Raw genomic sequence first — 18988 nt, 5'->3', positions numbered from 1 at the left:
GGGGCCGGTTGCGGAGCTGTGTTGCGCGAACGCAGTCTCCGGCGAGTTGCCGGGTTGTGTTCTGCGCGAGCCGATATCCAAGGTACGGAACTGTTTGGGCGGTTCCACGGACGGGTAACCCGAACCATGGACCCCAGCATTCGTACCGCACTGGTGACGGGATCCGACTCGGGGTTGGGGAGGGCCGTCGCACTCACACTCGCGGACGATCGCTTCCATCTCGGCCTTGCTTACGCCACGGACCGGGACAACGTCGAAGACACGGCCAAGAAGGTCCGAACCAAGTCTGTTCGTGCTGCGGTCCGTCGCATGGACCTTGCCGACATAGCCGATGCGGTCACCGCCGTCGACGAGTTCGCCGGAGAACTAGGCGGTATCGGTGTGCTCGTCAACTGCCCTGGCAGTATTGCCGTGGAGTGCATTCAGCGCGCGGTGCGGTACATGATCGCAGGCGGTGAGGGCGGCCGGATCGTCAACATCATCACAGAACTCCCCAGGGCGGGCGGACTGACTGGCCTGCTTGCGACGAGGTTGGCGCGGTACTCGATCACCGTCAACGCGGTCGTCTTGCCTACGGTGGAACCGAGCTTCGCCGGCCCCGAGCACGACCGCTCGGAAGCGACCTCGGTGGTGTCTTATCTGACCTCGGCTGCCACGGCGTCCGTCACCGGCACGGCGTACGTCGTCGACGGCACCAGCATCACCATGATCCCGCACGGCCTGATCGAGGCGGGGAGCAGCCGAGCGGCCCACCGCGCGAGAACCCATCCCCACACCGGCCACTGGGCCCCCACCCGGTGGACACCGTGAGATGATCCCCCGTGCGGCCGCGCCTTGAACCGAAGCGGTCTTGGCGAAGCGCGCAGGAGAGTACCGTGTCCGAGAGGGGGCATGAGTCGAGAGTGACGGTCTGATGCCGCCGGTAGTCAAGGACACAGTGGGGAATCTGCCCCACGAGTTGACAAGTTTCGTCGGACGCCGTCGTGAGGTGACCGAGGCGCGGCGACTGCTGTCTGTGTCCCGACTGGTCACGCTGTCCGGTATCGGCGGAGTGGGAAAGACCCGTCTTGCATTGCGTGTCGCGGCGGACTCCAGACGTGCATTCGACGACGGAGTGTGGCTGGTCAGTTTGGGAGAACTGGACGAAGGCGCGAGGCTCGTCGACGTCATATCGGCCACCCTGCGGTTGCAAGAGCAGCGCACCGGAAACCCGGAAAAGCTCTTGACCGAGTTCCTCTCGTCCCGGCGATTGCTGCTGGTTCTCGACAACTGCGAGCACGTGATCGCCGCCGTTGCCGCGTTGTCGGAGAAGTTGCTACGCAGTTGTCCCGAGTTGCGGATCCTCACGACGAGCCGTGAACCGCTCGGCATCGGGGGCGAGGCCGTGCTGCGTGTGCCGCCGTTGACGGTGCCGGAACCTGAACGTGCGTCACTACAGGGTCTGCCTCAGTACGAGGCGGTGACGCTGTTCGTCGAGCGCGCCGCGGCGGCGATACCCGGATTCGAATTGACCGAAGACAACCATGTAGCGGTCGCTCGGATATGCAGGCAACTCGACGGGTTGCCACTGGCGATCGAGTTGGCCGCGGTGCGACTGCGGGTGATGTCCGCGGAGCAGATCCTGCAACGGTTGACAGATCGGTATCGGCTGTTGACGGTCGGGTCGCGAGGCGCTCCGAGTCGGCAGCAGACGTTGCGGTTGTCCATTGACTGGAGTTACGACCTGTGTACCGCCCGTGAACAGGCGTTATGGGCGCGGCTGTCGGTATTTGCGGGCGGCTTCGAATTGGACGCCGTGGAGGGGATCTGCGCAGGTGACATCCCCGTCGAGGACGTACTCGATGTGGTGGCGTCGCTGATAGACAAGTCGATCCTCATCCGGGAGGAGTCGGGCACGACGGTACGGTATCGACTCCTCGAGACGGTGCGCCAGTACGGGAGGGAAAGACTGCTCGAGACCGGGGAGATCGTGGAACTGCGTCGGCAGCACCGAGATTGGTACGAGAAATTGGTGGTGCAGGCCGAGGCTGAATGGATAAGTCCCCTTCAGGTGATGTGGATCAAGCGACTCGACGCGGAGAAACTGAACGTGCGAGCGGCACTACACCTCTGCCTGACCGAGGCTGATGAGGTCGAGTCCGGACTCCGCATCGCCGCAGCACTGTATCCCTATTGGCGTTCGCGCGGAATGCTCCGCGAGGGTCGCCGTTGGCTCGATCAACTTCTCGCGCGACATGGTGGTGATCCGAGCCGGGAGCGGATCGAGGCGTTGTACGTCGACAGTGTGCTCGCCGGCATGCACGGCGACTGGGAAGCGGCGCAAAACCTGGTCGAGGAGGGCGAGGATCTCGCCGCGCGAAACGGCGACGCGTTGATGCGTGCACTGATGGTGCATGCTGCCGGGTGTTGCGCCCTGTTCTTCGGGGATCTGCCGAGCGCCCGAACGCGAATGGAGGAGTCCCTTGTCGTGTTCCGGGAGAAGGGAAACCTTCTGCAACTCGTGTGGGGATTGTTCGGTGCGGCGTTGGTCAGTGGAATGCAGGGGGAGACTACGACGGCGAAGATGTACGGAACCGAACTCTCCGATCTCACCGAGGCGCACGGCGAATCGGTCTACCGAGGGTGGTCACTGTGGGCGGCGGGGGTCGCAGCATGGCAGTGTGGGCAGTTGGAACTCGCTGAGGATTACGTGAAGCAGGGGTTGCGTCTATCTCACCTGGTCGATGACCGAATCAGCGCATGCAGCGCGCTGGAGGTACTGGCCTGGGTCGCCGTGAGCCGCGACCGCCCACAGCACGCCGCGGAGTTGCTGGGTGCGGCGGCGGCCATCGCACAGGCGGTCGGCAACCCCAGCACGGTATATCCAAACTTGCTCGTGCATCACACGGCATGCGAGCGGTCGGTCCGAAAAGCAATCGGTGACCGTTCCTTCGAGACCGCATTCCAGCGCGGCGTGAACACCCGTTTCGACGAGGCGGTGGCGTGCGCGTTCGAGGAGCAGCGGCGGGAGCCGATCTCTGCCCCGGACAGTTCGACGAATTTGACCCGCCGCGAATGGCAGGTTGCCGAACTCGTCGCCGACGGGCTGACCAACAAGGCCATCGCGGCAAGACTGGTCATCTCACAGCGCACCGCGCAAGGGCACGTCGAGCACATTCTCGCCAAACTCGGATTCAACTCGCGTAGCCAGATCGCGGCATGGACGGTCGAACACGCCCAGGCCAAGCAGCCCTGAACGGAACCGCGCGGTCCATATAGGTATGTCCGTGGTGATTCGGCCGATGCCTAGCCGAACCGAGGTGGGGATCATCGTATTCGTCCCCGACCCTGTGATGCACCGAGGTTCCGATGCCGTTTCCTGCGCCGCGAACACACCGACTTGCACAGGTGCGACGCCTGAACACCCCCATCAGGGACGATCCCCCGGAAACCTACGGCATCGAATGGCTGCGATCGGCGCTGCGCCGGTGCGATCAGCTCGAACGGACCTACTGCGTGAGCTCGGATGCTCGGTGGATGATCGACTTCGCCATCCAGTGGGCGCCGTTCGGGGGCGCCAGCGACGGAGACGTACTCGTGCGATTCGGCGTGACCCGACGACGATTCATGGACTTGGTTCTCGCCAGTCTCGCCCCGAAAGCTACCGAGACACCCAAGATCCGTGCAATCAAGAGCCAGCTGTGTAACTCCCTGGCTCAGGCGTGGAACATGCCCTAGTCACTCGCAGTTCCGATTTGCGCGTCAGGGTCCGCACCCGTTCCCGAGTTTCTTCGGGATCTTCCGAGGTAGGGTCGCCGGATAACCCTGTCCCTCCGTCCCTGCGTCGAGACTTCCGTGCCGATGCGACGACAAGGACTTGTCGTGGGAGGCGGGTCGCTCACTGCGACCGGGGCACCCGGCAACGCCGACGTCGGCGTCGGCGTCGACCGACAATAGTCGTCGATCAATTCGATAGCCCGCTCTGCGCACTGCGCAGGAGATGGCATCCGGCCGATCCCTAGACCGTCTATCACGACGACGCTGCTACCAAGTCCCTCCACGCCCAAGAACCATCCGAAGTTCCGGTTCCACGACAGCACCGCACTGCGTTCCGGCAGTTCCTGCAGCCGGAAGGGGAGCACAAGGACGACATCGACACTCTCCATGTCCCACCAGTCGATGGAGTCGGCATGAACCTCCCGGGCTACGGCCTCGACGTAGTCCCGAACGGTACCGGCGCCCCCAATGCCTCTCTCGATCTTCATGGTCCACCGCCTCAACGCCATGGTCCACGGCTTCAACGTGTTGACCATCGACATACCCTGCCCGGCGACGGTTGAAACTTCACCCATTGAGCGCGCCGTCCGAGGGCGGTGCGTGACTCTGCAGGTAGCCTCGGCGCATGCCTTACGTGGAGCGCTCGGGAGATGTTTTCATCCTGTACCTCGGTGAGAAGGGGGAACTGGATGGCGAGAACACCCTGCACCCGGATTGGATCGAGCGGGTCGGCGAACTCCTCGACCAGATCGAGGCGCACGACGGCCCCGCAGCGCTGGTGACCACGGCGATAGGGAAGTACTACTCCACAGGACTCGACACCGAATGGATCCTGCAGAACACCGCAGAACTGAACGCCTACATCGATTCCGTACAGGCGCTGTTCGCACGGATCCTGACGTTCCCGCTGCCTACGGTGGCCGCGCTCAACGGGCACACCTTCGGCGGCGGTGCCATCCTCGCGGCGGCTCACGACCACCGGTTGATGCGCGAAGACCGCGGCTACTTCTGCCTACCCGGAATCAGTATCGGTGCAAGCTATGCGCCCGGCAGCATCGCACTGCTCGCGGCACGTTTTGCCGCCACCACCATACATACAGCTCTGGTCACCGGTCGCCGCTACGGCGGTGTCGAGGCACGCGAGTGCGGATTCGTCGACGAGGTAGCGTCGACGGAGGAGGTGCTGCCCAAGGCTGTCGAACACGCTCGTGGTCTCGTTACGACGCGTGGTCGCACACTCGGTGAGATAAAGTCCTCGCTCTACGCAGAAGTTGTTGCCGCACTGCAGACTCCGGTGACGAACGCCGATGCCCAGGAGGCCGTGAACGATGACTGATCGTATCCCGAAGCGTGCGTGGGGGAGTGGCTGGCGAAAATCGGTACACTGCGGAAAAAGACTGGTGCATGAAGCATCTGCTCTCACTCGTCCGGAGGCACCAACATGAAACGCGCTCTCACGCTTGTCCTGCCGATCCTGTTCACTGTTTTCGCGCTTGCTGCCTGCAGCAGCAACAATTCATCGAGTCCGCAAGAATCGGACGGCGCGGAGATCGTGGCCCACGATTACACGTTCACCGTCTCTGGCCCTTTCACGCCTGGGCAAACCGTCACCCTCCGCAACGACGACACCGTCGAGCACAGCGTTACATCCGACAGCCCCACATCCGACAACGGTGACCTGTTCGACATCGAGATCAAGCCTGGTGCAACCGCGACCCTCACCGCGCCAGATGAACCCGGATCCTACGGCTTCCACTGCAGGTATCACCCGTTCATGTTGAGTAGTTTCACCGTGCAGTGACGGCAAACTCGACCTTCTCATCAGCTCAGCACGGCAGAAACATCGCGAGGGGTGCACTGACAGCTTCACAGGCGGGTTCCTCGGGGCGACGGACTTCGAGTTAGCCTCGTCGCGATCGCGAACTGGAATCCCAAATCTGTTCGGCGGCCTTCAAGCTCTCGTCAGTAGCTACGGTCGTGTCGATTGCTGCAGCCGATGCCCAAGCCGCGGCACGAAGGGACATGGCGTCGTAAACCGGCGCAGTTGCGTCCGAGATTCCGGGTGGGCGGGTCTCTATCCTCTCGATCGCGACATCGCGCGGTGTGGTGCATTGGAGTTCGACAAGATCACTGTGGTTGCGGGAGGCAACGGCTGCCGCGTGCTCCCGGAACACCGGCTGGGTCCACGATGCATCCAGAATCACCGAGTGCCCGACGCTGAGATTGGCACTGGCCCTCCGCAGCATTTCGCTGTAGGTGTTCTCGGTCATCGAGTCACCGTACAAACCCTGACCGAGTTCGCATCCTTGCCGTGATTGCGGGTCAACGCCCGCGAGTTCCTTTCGGACCTGATCGCTGGAAATCACGATTGCGTCAGTGCGTTCGGCCAACCTGCGCGAGAGCGTCGACTTTCCAGTGCCTGGCAGACCACCGACCAGGCCGAGGCGCACGGTGCCTGCTCGCAGATGATTCACCGCGAGGTCGATGTGCTTCCGCGCATCTTCGCGGGCCGAATGGGCTCCTTGCGTATACCGCAGGCAAGCCACCATCGCGCGGACGAAGGCACGGTAGGCGATGTAGTGGTGACGCAATGACCGGGGCGGAGCGTCCTGCGCCACGGCACAGTAGCGATCCAGGAATCTGGACGCCAGGTCTTCGCGGCCCAGGTAGTCGAGGTCCATCGCCAGGCACGCGACATCGTCGATGCAGTCCACATGGCGCAGATGGTCGTCGAAGTCGAGGCAGTCGAGAATCCGTGGGCCGTCCGCAAGGCAGAATATGTCGTCCGCTAGTAGGTCACCATGACCGTCGACGATGTAGTGATCCCGAATTCTGCACTCGAACAGAGGCTTTCGGCCATCGAGATATCTCCGGGCCCGCCAGTCGATCTCGTCGATGTCCGACGAGGAAAGGAAGCCGCAACGGTAGCCGATCACTTGGGAAACGATGCCCCGCCACCGCTCGGCGACCACATCCGCAGTTGCGTCGCAATCGATCTCTTCACTTCGCTCGGCGCTCGCATGAAACCGGGCGACGAGATCGGCGATCGCATCCAGATGTGAACTCGGGTCCTCATTCCCGGTGGCGAGGACGGATAGGCGGCGGTCCACCGGCATCCGGCGCATCTTGACCAACGGTTCGGATTCACCCCCACCTGGGTCGGTGAGTTCGGCAACACCGAGATACACGTCGGGGCACAGCCGCTTGTTCAGAGCCACCTCACGTTCGCAGGCTGCCCGCCGCTTGTCGGCGGTGCTGAAATCGAGGAAGGCCGTCTTGATCGGCTTCTTCACCTTGAAGACGAAATCGCCGACCATGACGACAAAGGCTGTGTGGGTCTCCGCTCCGATCACGTCGCGATCGTTGGTCACCAGGGGCGATGAATGGTTCTGTGGTCTGTCGTGCACCGGCATCGGGGCCCCGTTCATGTCGACGTGGCTTTCAGACGATCCGCGCTACCGGACGATGAGGAGTGGACAGCGAACCGAGTGCATCAAAGCCCGACTCGTCGATCCCAGCAGCATGCTTGTGAATCCTCCGCGTCCGCGGCTACCCACTACAAGCAGTCGCGCGTTGTCCGCTTGTTTGCGCAGGTTTCGCACAGGGTCGTCTATCACCACCTCCATTCGAACATCCACGTCAGGAAATTCCTCGGCGCGGCCGGCGAGACTCGCCGACAACACGGCAGTCTGCTCAGTGAGGGCGTGCTGCACCCTGGACTCGTCGTCACCACTGGCGCCTTTGGGGAGTTTGACGTCGGACCAGGCGTGAACGGCCACCAGTTCACATCCTCGAAGCGCCGCTTCTTCGAAGGCTATCGAAATGGCGGCCATGCTGTGTTCGGATCCGTCTACCCCCACCACGACTGGGCCCTCGGCCCCTGTGACCTCGTAGTCGGGGTTGGCGCGGACAACGGCCGCTGGGCACTGCGCGTGGGCGATGACCGCGGAACTGACCGACCCGAGGAACCCTCGTTCGATGATCCCGCGCTTGTTCGGACCTACGACCACCATTGCTGCGGACTTCGACCGCTCTATTAGTTCACCGGCAGGAGTTCCGGTGCAGAGTGTGGCCTCGACCTCCGAGGAGCGCCCCGGCACGGTGTCGGCGGCTAGCTGGACTGCGGCTGCCAGCCGGTTCTTCGCGTCGCGTTGTTCGTCCTCGAAAAAGTTCGCCGGCACGCCCATCGGGATGCCGTAACCTCCGGGAACGAAATTGGTCGTGATCACCAACAACGGAGAACTCCGCAGGGCCGCCTCCTGAGCAGCCCAAGCGACTGCCTGGAGCGATGACGCAGAACCGTCTGTTCCGACGAGAATCGGGCGACGAGCAGACATTGTGCTCTCCTCGATGATGTACTCGGTTTCCTTACTCTCCATCGTTGCGGTGCTGATGTCGGGAGCGTAGGGGACAAGGTCCCCACCAAGGCGGACCTTGGGCGATCCGCTGTCAGGTGCTGCCCGGTTTCGGTGGCATCTTCGTGGCGAGTACCGCGGCCTGGGTCCTCCGTTCGACTCCCAGCTTGGTCAGCAAGCGCGATACGTAGTTCTTGACGGTCTTCTCCGCGAGGAACATCCGACCGGCAATCTGGCGGTTGGTCAGCCCCTCGCCGAGAAGAGCCAGTAGCGTTCGTTCTTGATCGGTCAGGTGTCCGAACACCCCGTTTCGATCGCTTGCGTTTGCTCGGATCTTGGCCCGCAGCGCGTCGGCGGCACCACTGTCGAGGAGACTCTTGCCCGCGCCGACGTCACGGACCGCTTCCGCCAACTCCATGCCACGAATGTCCTTGACCACGTATGCGTTTGCTCCAGCCAGGATCGCGTCGAGCATCGCTTGGTCGTCCATGAAAGACGTCAGGATGAGGCAACGCACATCCGGCATCGTCGAGTGAAATTCGCGGCACAACTCGATGCCGTCTCCGTCGGGTAGACGTACATCGAGGATGGCAACGTCCGGTTTCAATGCAGGCGCGAGCGCCACCGCCTGTGAATAGGTGGCCGCTTCACCCACCACCATCAGATCGGGGTCGGCACCGAGCAGATCCGCGATCCCGCGACGGACGACTTCATGGTCGTCCACGAGAAACACCCTGATCATGCGCCAACCTCCGATCGTGGCCGCGTGATCTGCCCGCAGACTCAGATTACGCCGACAGCGGCAGACGCCAGGAGTGATCAAGAGCTTCTACCAGCCGACCTGGTAGCTAGTAGAAGGCCCACGTGAAGAAGAGAATCAGCGACGTGGCGTGGGTTACCCCCGTACCGGACACCTCGGGGGCGTCCTAGTGGCAGTGTGGACCTTGTCACCACAGTCGATGGGCGTTCTGCCCTACACTGCTCGCCGTAAGAGCGTAGGACTTGAATACCCAAGCATCAGTCGGGGGAGGCGCGCGATGAGCACTGATCAGACACCCACACCACACTGGTGGCGACTTGTGTCGTGGAACCGAAATCCACTCATGCGTACGAGCGACCGGTTGGACTTTGCCGCCGTCGTCGTCGCCGTCACCTTCGTCCTGATAATGGTCCCCTTGGCCTCGGCGTTCGGAGTTTCGACATATTCGGGTCTGGCCGAACAGTCACTTGCCGAGCACCAGGACCGCCACAAAGAACCTGCCGTGATCATCGACGACCCGCAGCAAGTGGTGGCGTGGGGTACGCAAGGTCGCTCCCCGGAGACAGAGATGCGCGCAACGGTTGAGTGGAGTGCCCCGAACGGCACGGCGCGCTCGAGTTCGGTGGAAGTCGGGCCCGGCGCACAACGCGGCGATACGGTCGATGTGTGGGTCGACACCTATGGAAACGCGTCCGAAGCGCCCGCCGCCGCGGCGGAGAACGCGGCGATCGCCATCGGTGCGGCGTTGTCTGTCTGGGTGGGCGCAGCAGCGGTCGCTTGTCTGCTGTTCTTCGGGTTTCGCTGGATGAATACCAGAAATCGGATGCGGCAGTGGGATCGGGAATGGAAGGACTTCGGCCACGCACCCGAATGGCCGATTGGCTGACCCGATACCCGAGGTGTTGTGCACTCGCGTGGACAGACGTCCCTCAGCCGGACCGCCCGGACGATGAACACAGCTCCAGTCGAGAACCGGGCTGCGCGGATTCTGCCGTATCCGGCAGCCGAACTCAGAGACGACGAATAGACCACGAGCCCGCCCACCGACTCGCTATTCGGTATGCGGGAAAGGAATCCGAGGATTGGACGCTCTTACGGATCCTGCGCGGTAAGTGCCCCTCACAGTAGGACGGCCCAATGCGATCCGTCCCTTTCCTGCCGAAACCGGGCAGGTCCGTACCTGAGTGCAATCTCTGTCAACTCAGGAGTCTCTGCTCATGCCCCGACATCGTTCGCGTCCATCTCCTCGGCGGATTGGAACGGCAGGTGACCGCTGCCTTCTTCAAAATCGTTGCAGACTCTGAGACTGTGGAGATGGAGACTCTCGATTCGTAGCCGTCCGGTGGAGCACATCCCGCCGCAACGACCCGATCGCCTGCGAGAGAACGAGGAGGTGAGAAGGATGAACGATCTTCCACGACGCAAACCTGTCGTGGTCGGCGTCGACAACTCGGAAAGGGCGATGAAAGCGGCGGTGTGGGCGGCAGCGATAGCACATCGGAGGTCTCTGACGTTGCGGATCGCCCACGCCCTGTCGAACCCGGCGTACCACTACAGCGAGGCCGCACCGCTCTTCCAAGCCGAATTCGCCCCTGAGGTAGAGCGGTCCGCCCACGAAGTCCTGGATCGGGCTGAGAGGCGCGTGAGAAGTGAGTTTCCCGAGATCATGATTTCCAGCGGTACCTATCCCGGCCCAGCAGGGCTGGCACTGACAGGATTGAGCCGGCATGCGCAAATGGTGGCGGTCGGATCCACCGGGGCAGGAGCGGTGGAAGCTCTCGTGACAGGGTCCACAGTCACGAGGGTCGTCAACCGCGCGAGGTGTCCAGTCGCCGTGATCAGGTCGAACGCGCCTTCCCCGATTCCCGACAATCGTCCCGTCGTCGTCGGAGTCGACGGAAGTGAGCTGAGCTCACTCGCAATTGCCGCGGCCGTCGAGTTCGCGGCAACCTTCGATGTCCCGGTCCTGGCAGTACACGGTTGGGACGACGACATCGCCCACGGCCACTCCATCACGAAGGTGACGAATAGTTCAGTTGTCGAGGACGAACAGTCCGTCCTGATGGCGGAAAATCTCGCCGGCTGGCGCGAGAAGGACCCGGATCTGCAACTGACAACCGTCATCGAACGGGCAAACCCGGCCGAGTTGATCCTCAAGTACGCCCACGACGCGCAACTCGTCGTCGTCGGCAGTCACGGCCATGGTCGGCTCGTCGGCACACTGCTGGGATCGACCAGCCGCAATGTCCTCCATCATGCCCCGTGCACCGTCATGATCTGCCGACGGTCGAACTAGGAAGCGAAACCCGAAACCATACCGACCCCTACCGAAGTGAGGTTGATCTAGATGACCGAGAAGCAATGGTCTGTCGAAATCGTCATCGAAGAACACGAATCAGGAGAAGACGGCTCGAAGACCCGGGCGAAGGCCGGGCTCCGGACCCCGGGCGGTGACACACTCGTCGGGGTCGGGTACGCGCGGCGAAATCCGAGTGACCCGGAAGTTCCCGAAATCGGGGACGAACTGGCCACGGCTCGCGCGCTGGCCGATCTCTCACACCAACTCATCGAGGCCACAGTGTCGGATCTCGAAGCGGCCACACACAGTCGCGTTCATCTCACCGGATAGCTGAACATCACCGACCATGATCTCGTCTGGTCACTGAGAACACCGATTCGACGGGCCGCCTGGGGGTGTGCCCAGGCGGACTCTTCTTCTCTGCAACACCTACTCGGATGAGTGCTTGCGGTAGTCCGTGATCGGGGAGGAGGTCGCGGATCATCTCCCGGGCCTGGCTGAGTTCTGTCATGTGGGTCAACGGACATGTCGCCAGACCTGCGATCGTTGATTCGAGCAGCACTGCGGAGAGCGCTTCACCGACCCGGAGCCAGTGGCTGCGACTGTCACTGTCGGTGCTCAATACGAGAACCGTCGAGCGATCGACCTTCGTGGGGGCGTCGTCGGCCCGGCCATCGGGGAAGCGGCGTCCAATGCCGACGCCTGCGCGGGCGTCCGCGGTTGCGAGAGCGCTCGGCGGTATTCCTTCATTCGGGGCGGAGTGACCTGACCACCAATGGATTTCGGCCTGGTACGCGGAATCGTACTTGCGCGAAGCTGCGGTCAATTCGGTGGCCTTCGCGAGTATCGGACGGGTGCCCTGCCCCAACTCGGTCAGGTGTACATCGGGGTGACGCGCCGCTTCGATCAAGGACGCCGGTTGCGGGGTCGTGGCACTGATCGGATCGAACGGCCGCCGATCGGAATGGCGGTGCCGGATTGCCGCGAGCAGATCGAAATCGTGCGACTGGGGGCGGGCATCGTGACGGAAGCGAAACGAGGCCAGGTGTCCCGAGTGTGGTCCTTCCGGGACACGCCGGATATCTGTGGACCATTTGAGCGCGGTCATTGCCGTCTGGAGATGGTCGATCGCGGCACCGCAGCTGATGACCAATTGCCGGCCCGTCGGGTCGGCCGAAGCCAGTACCCTGCGGCCTTCGGTGTACAGGTCGAGTTGCCCGTCCGTATACCTCCACTGCCATGGCTGACTGTTGTGCACCGACGGCGCTCGGCATGCGAGGTCCACCGCGATGCGAACTACGTTCTCGTCGGGGATGCTGCTGTTCACGACCACCTCCAGGTCGAAGCACGCACCGCTGCTGTTCGGTATGGGAAGTCGATGCTGCTTTCAAGTGTTCGCCTTCAGCCAGTACGAAGTTAGGGCCGATGGTCACCGGCGGAGACAATGTTCGTTCATCCACGCAGGTCGCGTCGTTCGAAGGTGGCGACGGCAACGCCGCCGATGATCAGCGCGGCGACACCCAAGACCGATAGGTGCGCCCAGTCTGGACCGTTGACCAACGGATTCGAAGACGTGTAGTAGTACCACGGGCTGATCTTCGCGCCGTCAGCGAGGGTGTCGGACAACGGCAGGAATACGCTGACCGCAAACGCGAGGGCTGCGAGTGCGCCGGTGGCGGCTGTCGCAAGCCGACGGCTACCGGTGGCAGCACCGAGTGCGATAGCGATCACCCCGAACAAGATTCCGAGCAACGCGGTATGTGCTGCGGCGCCGAAGATTCCAGTCGCCGACAAACCCAGACCGCCGATCGCGCTCCCGAGCACCAGACCACCCGCCAGAAATAGGCAGACGACGAGTACGTGGACGATCATCGCGTCAATCTTGACCAATAGAAACGGAATTCGACCCACGGGTGCGCCGAGAAGCATTCCGAGCGTCTTGTCTTCCTCCTCGCCCGCAGTGGCGCGGACTGCGGAGATCACCCCGATCGCGATTGCCCCGGCCGGTGCCACCATCGACATCAGTTCAGCGTTGGTCCAACCGGCTGGGGTGGCTAGATCGGCGCCGGGGAACGCCTTGCCCAACGCATCCAACAACGCGGTGGGGAAGTTGGCAAACGTTTCCTTCAGTGGCGGCCACAGTGCACCCACCATCGCACTCATTGCTACCAGCAAGATGCCGATCACGACCGACAGCGTCATCCGGTCAGCGATCGCCTTGTTGACCAGAGCCCGGGTGGCCATCAGCTTGCCCGCCAGCGCCAGAGACTCGTCGCGCCGGGGGACCGGTGGGGCGCTTTCCGCGGTCATTGCTCTCACCCCTTCAGGTCTCGGTGCTCGAACGCTAGGAATGCCACTGCCAGCGAAATGATGGTCAGCGCAACAAGCACCAGCAGGTACGCGGGGTCGAGTCCGTTCAACAGGGGTTCGCTCCCGGCGTAGTAGTGCCACGGGCTCAGTCGTGCCCAACCATCCAGATCCGCCAAAGGGAGCATGGCGTTGGTGATATAGCTCAGGGCCGCCACCGCTCCGGCGACGGCGGCGGCGACGCTGGGCCGGCCCGTGATCGCTCCCACGGCCAGCGCGAGAGCGCCGAAAGTCACGGCGAGCATCAGCAAGTGCAGGCAGGTGGCGGCGATGGCACTCTGAGCCAATCCGATCCCGAACAAGGCATCGGAGGCCGCGGCCGACGCCCAGAACAGAACGGTTGCAGCGGTCAGCGTCAGCAGAAGCCCGCCGACCTTGGAGGCGAGGATGTGGGTGCGGGTGACCGGTTGCGCGACCAGCACCGCCATCGTGCCCTCTTCCTCCTCCCCGGCGGTGGCCCGGGCGCCACCCGCCACGGCGTAGCCGACCAGAGCCAGGGGAGCGATGAGGTTGAATACCTCACCGACCACGTAACCGCCGGGTACGTCGGCTCCGATGAAGGCGTTCAGTGCCTCGGGGAAGCTGTTGGTGAGCTCGGTAATCGTGCTCGCGAGCGTCGATCCGATGGCGAGGGCGAAGACGGTCAGCACGATCAGTACGGCCCCGAGCCAGATAACGGGCGTCCTGCGGTCACGGAGGTCCTTGTCGAGGATGTCAGTGCGCATCGGACGCCTGCCTCACCTGGTTGCCGGGCAGCGTGTCGGCAGGAAGCTCGTCGCGGTAGTAGGTCAAGAAGACCTCCTCGAGATCCGCCTCGCGGCTGTTGAGGTTGAGAACCTCATGAGCCATAGCCGCTTTCAGAATGTCATTGACCGATCCCTCGAACGACACGGTCGCGTGGCGGTGGTCCACCGAAGCTCCATGCACCCCGGCGACGCCCGTGAAGGTGTCAGAGGGTATCGGATCGGCGAACTCGAAGTCGATCCGGCGGATGGCCTTGCGCTTGAGATCGTCGACTCGCTCGACCACGACCAATAGCCCCTCCCGGATGATGCCGACCCTGTCGGCGACCCGTTCTACCTCGGAAAGGGTGTGCGAGGACAGGAAGACCGTACGGCCCTCGTCGCGAACCTCCTCGAGCAGGGCGTGGAATTCCTGCTGGATCAGAGGGTCGAGACCGGCAGTGGGTTCGTCGAGCACCAACAGCGCAGGACGGTGCATGAACGCCTGGATCAATCCGATCTTCTGCCGGTTTCCCGTCGAATAGTCACCGACCTTGCGGGCCAGATCGGCCTTGAACCGTTCGGCGAGTTCGTCGACGTAGCTCTGCTCGACTCCGCCGCGCAACCGAGCGAAATACTGCAGCGTCTCCTTGCCGGTGAGCCGTGGATAAAGTGCCAGGTCGCCCGGGACGTATCCGACCATCCGGCGTATCGCGAGCGCGTCGCGGTGCACATCGTGACCCAGTATCGACGCAGCTCCGGACGTGGGTCGGATCTGGTCGAGCAGGGTACGAATGGTAGTGGACTTGCCGGCCCCATTGGGGCCCAGGAACCCGAAGATCTCACCCTGAGCGACCTGCAGGTCGAGATCCTGCACCGCGACGACGTCGCCGTAGTGCTTGGTCAACTTCTGTGTATCGATCGCCCACTCAGTCATCACCGCCGCGCCTTTCGTTGTGGTAGCGCGTCAGGAGCGCGGAGGTCTCGGTCTCCATGAATCCGGCCAGTTCCCGCATCTCCTCGAGCCGTCGGCGCCGCTGCGGAGCGTGCCCGCCGAGGGCTGTCAGTCCCTTTTCTGCCAGAGCCCGCAGTTCGGTCAGCGACTGGCGACGTTCCTCCATGACCGACTCGAAGGCGTGTGGGCGCAGTCGGTAGTAGGTGCGGCGGTCGCCGGCCACACCCGTCCGCTCGACCAGCCTTGTCCGGATCAATAGCCGCGCGGTTGTACTGACGCCTCCACTCGACGCCCGTAACGCGGCTATCAGATCCTCCGACGACTGATGTTCGGGCTCGCACACCAACAGCCAGCCCATCAATCGGCCTGCGAGCCGGGTCGAACCTGTGGACTCGAAATAGTTGCCCATCCGTTCGACGAATTCGACTAGCTCCGCATCGGTTGGTGTGGGGGCGGTCCCGAACACGTCGGGTTTCATAGGTTTCAGTATATTGTGAATGCTCCGAGCGCACGGCGATGAAGCGCTATGCACCCCGATTCCGTCACTGTGACGAATATGCAGCACTCGATGGTGGTGAGAGGAGGGGGCGTTGGCCTCATCGTCAGCGTGCATCGTCACTGCCTCGACATATCCAGTCGGCTGAATAATATTCACGCCACAGACCGAGCGGGACTGCAACTGATTGCGTGGGTTGCGCGCGGCCACGAGAATGCGCCCTCGGAGACGTGCTCGCGAAACTAGCCACAGGTGTATACCGACAGAGCCCATATTTGCTTGTGAGCTGCGACGATGAGCATCCGCAATGCGCCGATAATCGACATTATGTCAACTACGCTGTTGGGTCGCGCTCCCTCCGGACAAGCTCTTCATGTACTTTCGAGGTTGCGGTCTCCCCCCAAAAAATGAGGGGCGAACGGGTTCATCCGGCGGTTCGATGTAAGGATCTGAAATGTCGGAACTCAAGCCCTATTTCAAGCAAGTACAGTCCCACTACGATCTGGCCGACGATTTCTTCCGGCTGTTCCTCGACCCGAGCATGACCTACAGCTGTGCCTACTTCGAGCGCGAAGACATGACACTCGAACAAGCGCAACAGGCCAAGATCGATCTGGCACTCGGCAAATGCGACCTTCATCCGGGCATGACGCTGCTCGACGTCGGCTGCGGCTGGGGTTCGACGATGCTGCGCGCACTCCAAAAATACGATGTCAACGTCATTGGCCTCACTCTCAGCGAAAACCAATATCGCTACGCCACTGAGCTATTCCGGGACCTACCGGGTACGCCGACCTCGGAGGTTCGCTTGCAGGGCTGGGAGGAGTTCAACGAGCCGGTGGACCGCATCGTCAGCATCGGTGCGTTCGAGCACTTCCGCCGTCACCGCTACCAAGCGTTCTTCGACAAGTATTTCTCCCTCCTCCCCCCGGGCGGGCGGATGCTGCTGCATACGATCGTCGCCTACCAGCGGGCCACCCTGGAGAAGATGGGCATCCCGGTGACGGAGGACGCCATCCGTTTTGCCATATTCATCGTTCGGGAGATCTTCCGAGGTGGTCAACTGCCTGAACCGGAATGGGTGACCGGCCCGGCCGAGCGAGCGGGGTTCCGTGTCGACCGGATTCAGCCGCTGCAGCCGCACTACGCCCGCACGTTGGACAATTGGGCGGCGGCCTTGGCCGCCCGTCATGACGACGCCGTGCGGATCACCTCTGAAGAGGTGTACCAGCGGTACATGAAATACCTGACCGGTTGCGCAGAACAGTTCCGCAGCAAACGTGTGGACGTCATGCAATTCACCCTGGTCAAGCCGGAATGACCAGTCCCCGGGACCGTAACCGAGCGATGTTTGCCGAACGGGGCCGAAAACGCGGCAAGCAAATAATACGAACTCGAATAACGAAAGCGCCAAGTTCCTTTCAAATCGCACGCATTCCGTTTATCCGCCCTGTCCGCGGGTATCAGCGATCGACACGAGGATGTCCAAGACGAAGTCGTTGAGAACGTAGGTTCCCGATGAAGACTCTTACGGAATGTGTTGCCACCTCGATTTTCTGTGCCGGACTATTCGCTGTGTTCACGGCAGGTCCGGCAGCGGCAAATGTTGACGATGTGACCCTCGCGGCCTCTGTGTCGGGCAGCACTGTCACTACCACGATCACCAACGCCACCGAAGAAGGCGTCGTGTGCGGAGTCGTTGGGCTCGACGCGGTCGATGATGTCACGAATCCGGAATCGGTCGCCATATTCCGCGCAGCCAATGAGGATATCGGCCCCGGCTCGCGCGACTTCGTCTTCGCCGACGTACCCGACGGCGACTACTTGGTCCATTGGATTTGCAGGGACAACGACGGCCCCGAAGAGGGTGTCTGGGGTTCGTCCCCGCTCCCGGAGGCCGCCTACGCCTTGACCGCCACGGCGCAACCGCTCCCCCTACGGGTAAGCACTGAAACGTGATTCGGTTCGGTGTGCCTGCCGTCCTGTGCGAGCCGCTGACCGACGGCCTGAGCAGGACGTCCTGTCCCCCGATGTGATAGCTGCGCGATTACGCCCCCCTCGGCGACTCCAGAGGTGCATTATCATGGGGTGCCTTTTCCTCTTTGCGCCACGTGCGGTGTAGAACAGGACCCCCATATCCCACTCCCCGATGATTGTGCGATCTGCGCGGACGAGCGACAGTACATTCCGCTGGGCGGTCAGGTATGGACGACCGTCGAGAGATTGTCCGCCGAAGGACATCGTGTCGCGATCCGCGAAGTCGAACGAGGGTTGCACGGGCTGCACGTGGAACCGAGGTTCGCAATCGGGCAGCAGTCTCTCCTGGTCTGCACGCCAGAGGGTTCGTTGTTGTGGGATCCGATCGGGTTCGTCGACGAGGCAGCGATCGACGCGGTCTCATCGCATGGCCCCGTCATCGCGGTCGCTGCCAGCCATCCGCACATGTTCGGTGTGCAGACCCAATGGTCCAAGGCACTCGGCGACGTACCGATCTTGGTGGCGGATGCGGACCGTTCGTGGCTTGCGCGATCAGATGGCCCGGTCGTGTTCTGGTCCGGAACCCATGAGGTTGCGTCCGGTCTGACTCTGCATCAAATCGGTGGCCATTTTCCAGGCAGCGCGGTGGCCCACTGGCGAGACGGTGCAGATGGCCGGGGCGTACTCCTCACCGGGGACGGCGTGTTCCCGAACCCTGACCGCCGGACAGTGTCCTTCCTCCGCTCGTATCCGAATCGGTTGCCTCTGTCTGCCGCAGTGGTGAGACGTATCGCGGATCAGTTGTCGAATCTCGAGTTCGACCGCATCATAGGCAACTTCGACAACGCCATCGAACGAGAAGGGCCCGCCTCACTCGAATATTCGGCCGCACGCCATTGCGCATGGGTCATCGGCGAATTCGACAACCTGACGTAACGCCGGCGCCGTGCGCACCTGCGGCGACTGCGAACACCGGTGCAGACATCCGAAAGCAGCGACTACCCTGCGCATCAGCAGGCCACAACTGAGGAGGTAAGTCGGATGGATTGGACAGCAATTGGAGTCGGTCTCGGCTACGTGGTCACAGTGCTCGCCATTCTCGTCCCGGTGGTCGGCGTGTGCGCGTTGTTCGTGTACTCGATCAAGCCCGACTTCGTTGAAGAGACATCCGAGAAATCGGGCTCGCGCAGGAAGCAGGTCGACGAGACGAGATAGCCGGCTGAGAAACGTTCGACATGCGGTTCCCGACGGGCGGTGCTGACCGCTGAACGGGCTGAGGACTGAGGCGGATTACGAAACTC

The 18988-nt window shown here is 62.6% G+C and carries 21 protein-coding genes; 12 read left to right on the top strand and 9 right to left on the bottom strand.

The features are described 5' to 3' along the window. The first annotated feature begins 126 nt into the window (after positions 1 to 126). The 3 genes from AB0I57_RS08675 (at position 127) to AB0I57_RS08665 (ending at position 3717) form a co-directional block, all read left to right on the top strand. On the top strand, positions 127 to 810 hold the full coding sequence (locus AB0I57_RS08675) for an SDR family NAD(P)-dependent oxidoreductase (RefSeq protein ID WP_358332600.1): 684 nt from the start codon (positions 127 to 129) through the stop codon (positions 808 to 810). Positions 811 to 913: 103 nt separating this feature from the next. Beyond that, positions 914 to 3235, top strand: coding sequence for a LuxR C-terminal-related transcriptional regulator (locus tag AB0I57_RS08670; RefSeq protein WP_358332596.1), 2322 nt, complete (start codon positions 914 to 916; stop codon positions 3233 to 3235). Positions 3236 to 3387: 152 nt separating this feature from the next. Next, complete coding sequence (locus tag AB0I57_RS08665) at positions 3388 to 3717, top strand: hypothetical protein (RefSeq protein WP_358332593.1); 330 nt, start codon at positions 3388 to 3390, stop codon at positions 3715 to 3717. Here the strand turns inward: AB0I57_RS08665 and AB0I57_RS08660 are convergent. Continuing rightward, the gene (locus AB0I57_RS08660) at positions 3714 to 4331 is read right to left on the bottom strand and encodes a DUF6292 family protein (RefSeq protein WP_358332590.1); all 618 of its coding nucleotides are present in this window, start codon (positions 4329 to 4331) and stop codon (positions 3714 to 3716) included. The genes AB0I57_RS08665 and AB0I57_RS08660 overlap by 4 nt on opposite strands. Positions 4332 to 4381: 50 nt before the next feature. On the opposite strand from AB0I57_RS08660, the gene AB0I57_RS08655 reads away from it, so the two are divergent. Together AB0I57_RS08655 and AB0I57_RS08650 are read left to right on the top strand one after the other, a co-directional pair. Beyond that, positions 4382 to 5092, top strand: coding sequence for an enoyl-CoA hydratase/isomerase family protein (locus tag AB0I57_RS08655; RefSeq protein WP_358332587.1), 711 nt, complete (start codon positions 4382 to 4384; stop codon positions 5090 to 5092). Positions 5093 to 5197: 105 nt separating this feature from the next. Continuing rightward, complete coding sequence (locus AB0I57_RS08650) at positions 5198 to 5557, top strand: cupredoxin domain-containing protein (RefSeq protein WP_358332584.1); 360 nt, start codon at positions 5198 to 5200, stop codon at positions 5555 to 5557. A gap of 100 nt (positions 5558 to 5657) precedes the next feature. On the opposite strand, the gene AB0I57_RS08645 is transcribed toward AB0I57_RS08650, so the two are convergent. From AB0I57_RS08645 to AB0I57_RS08635, 3 genes are all read right to left on the bottom strand, one after another. Continuing rightward, complete coding sequence (locus AB0I57_RS08645) at positions 5658 to 7127, bottom strand: AAA family ATPase (RefSeq protein ID WP_358332581.1); 1470 nt, start codon at positions 7125 to 7127, stop codon at positions 5658 to 5660. An 84-nt stretch (positions 7128 to 7211) separates the two neighbouring features. Next, positions 7212 to 8093, bottom strand: coding sequence for a universal stress protein (locus AB0I57_RS08640; RefSeq protein ID WP_358332578.1), 882 nt, complete (start codon positions 8091 to 8093; stop codon positions 7212 to 7214). Between the two features lie 112 nt (positions 8094 to 8205). Then, positions 8206 to 8853 carry a response regulator transcription factor gene (locus tag AB0I57_RS08635; RefSeq protein ID WP_358332575.1) on the bottom strand — a complete coding sequence of 216 codons (648 nt, stop codon included), beginning with the start codon at positions 8851 to 8853 and terminating at the stop codon, positions 8206 to 8208. A 295-nt stretch (positions 8854 to 9148) separates the two neighbouring features. Between AB0I57_RS08635 and AB0I57_RS08630 the strand changes: the two genes are divergently transcribed. The 3 genes from AB0I57_RS08630 (at position 9149) to AB0I57_RS08620 (ending at position 11500) form a co-directional block, all read left to right on the top strand. Then, the gene (locus AB0I57_RS08630) at positions 9149 to 9757 is read left to right on the top strand and encodes a hypothetical protein (protein WP_358332572.1); all 609 of its coding nucleotides are present in this window, start codon (positions 9149 to 9151) and stop codon (positions 9755 to 9757) included. Positions 9758 to 10273: 516 nt separating this feature from the next. After that, positions 10274 to 11167: a universal stress protein gene (locus AB0I57_RS08625; RefSeq protein ID WP_358332569.1), complete on the top strand. Its 894-nt coding sequence runs from the start codon at positions 10274 to 10276 to the stop codon at positions 11165 to 11167. 51 nt (positions 11168 to 11218) lie between these two features. Continuing rightward, positions 11219 to 11500, top strand: coding sequence for a DUF1876 domain-containing protein (locus tag AB0I57_RS08620; protein WP_358332566.1), 282 nt, complete (start codon positions 11219 to 11221; stop codon positions 11498 to 11500). A gap of 7 nt (positions 11501 to 11507) precedes the next feature. Here the strand turns inward: AB0I57_RS08620 and AB0I57_RS08615 are convergent, their stop codons facing one another. The 5 genes from AB0I57_RS08615 to AB0I57_RS08595 all read right to left on the bottom strand — a co-directional run bounded on the left by AB0I57_RS08615 (position 11508) and on the right by AB0I57_RS08595 (position 15692). Then, a complete protein-coding gene (locus AB0I57_RS08615) occupies positions 11508 to 12497 on the bottom strand; it encodes a hypothetical protein (protein ID WP_358332563.1) in 990 nt (329 codons plus the stop codon). Between the two features lie 125 nt (positions 12498 to 12622). Next, positions 12623 to 13480 (bottom strand): ABC transporter permease subunit, encoded by an 858-nt coding sequence (locus tag AB0I57_RS08610; RefSeq protein ID WP_358332560.1) that lies wholly within the window; start codon positions 13478 to 13480, stop codon positions 12623 to 12625. A 5-nt stretch (positions 13481 to 13485) separates the two neighbouring features. After that, positions 13486 to 14262: an ABC transporter permease subunit gene (locus AB0I57_RS08605; protein WP_358332557.1), complete on the bottom strand. Its 777-nt coding sequence runs from the start codon at positions 14260 to 14262 to the stop codon at positions 13486 to 13488. After that, entirely contained in the window at positions 14252 to 15196 is a 945-nt protein-coding gene (locus tag AB0I57_RS08600) for an ABC transporter ATP-binding protein (protein ID WP_358332554.1), read from the bottom strand. Before AB0I57_RS08600 ends, AB0I57_RS08605 begins: the two co-directional genes overlap by 11 nt. Beyond that, positions 15189 to 15692: a transcriptional regulator gene (locus AB0I57_RS08595; protein WP_358332551.1), complete on the bottom strand. Its 504-nt coding sequence runs from the start codon at positions 15690 to 15692 to the stop codon at positions 15189 to 15191. The genes AB0I57_RS08600 and AB0I57_RS08595 overlap by 8 nt, the downstream gene beginning before the upstream one ends. A gap of 472 nt (positions 15693 to 16164) precedes the next feature. On the opposite strand from AB0I57_RS08595, the gene AB0I57_RS08590 reads away from it, so the two are divergent. The 4 genes from AB0I57_RS08590 (at position 16165) to AB0I57_RS08575 (ending at position 18902) form a co-directional block, all read left to right on the top strand. Beyond that, positions 16165 to 17031 (top strand): cyclopropane mycolic acid synthase family methyltransferase, encoded by an 867-nt coding sequence (locus AB0I57_RS08590; protein ID WP_358332548.1) that lies wholly within the window; start codon positions 16165 to 16167, stop codon positions 17029 to 17031. Positions 17032 to 17228: 197 nt separating this feature from the next. Beyond that, complete coding sequence (locus AB0I57_RS08585) at positions 17229 to 17669, top strand: hypothetical protein (RefSeq protein WP_358332545.1); 441 nt, start codon at positions 17229 to 17231, stop codon at positions 17667 to 17669. Positions 17670 to 17798: 129 nt separating this feature from the next. Then, entirely contained in the window at positions 17799 to 18623 is an 825-nt protein-coding gene (locus AB0I57_RS08580; RefSeq protein ID WP_358332542.1) for an MBL fold metallo-hydrolase, read from the top strand. 105 nt (positions 18624 to 18728) lie between these two features. After that, on the top strand, positions 18729 to 18902 hold the full coding sequence (locus AB0I57_RS08575) for an adenylate cyclase (RefSeq protein ID WP_358332539.1): 174 nt from the start codon (positions 18729 to 18731) through the stop codon (positions 18900 to 18902). Positions 18903 to 18988 lie beyond the last annotated feature (86 nt).

This window comes from Rhodococcus sp. NPDC049939 (genome assembly GCF_040656415.1).
Taxonomy (GTDB): domain Bacteria; phylum Actinomycetota; class Actinomycetes; order Mycobacteriales; family Mycobacteriaceae; genus Rhodococcus_F.
This window is presented reverse-complemented; position numbering and strand designations above follow the sequence as displayed.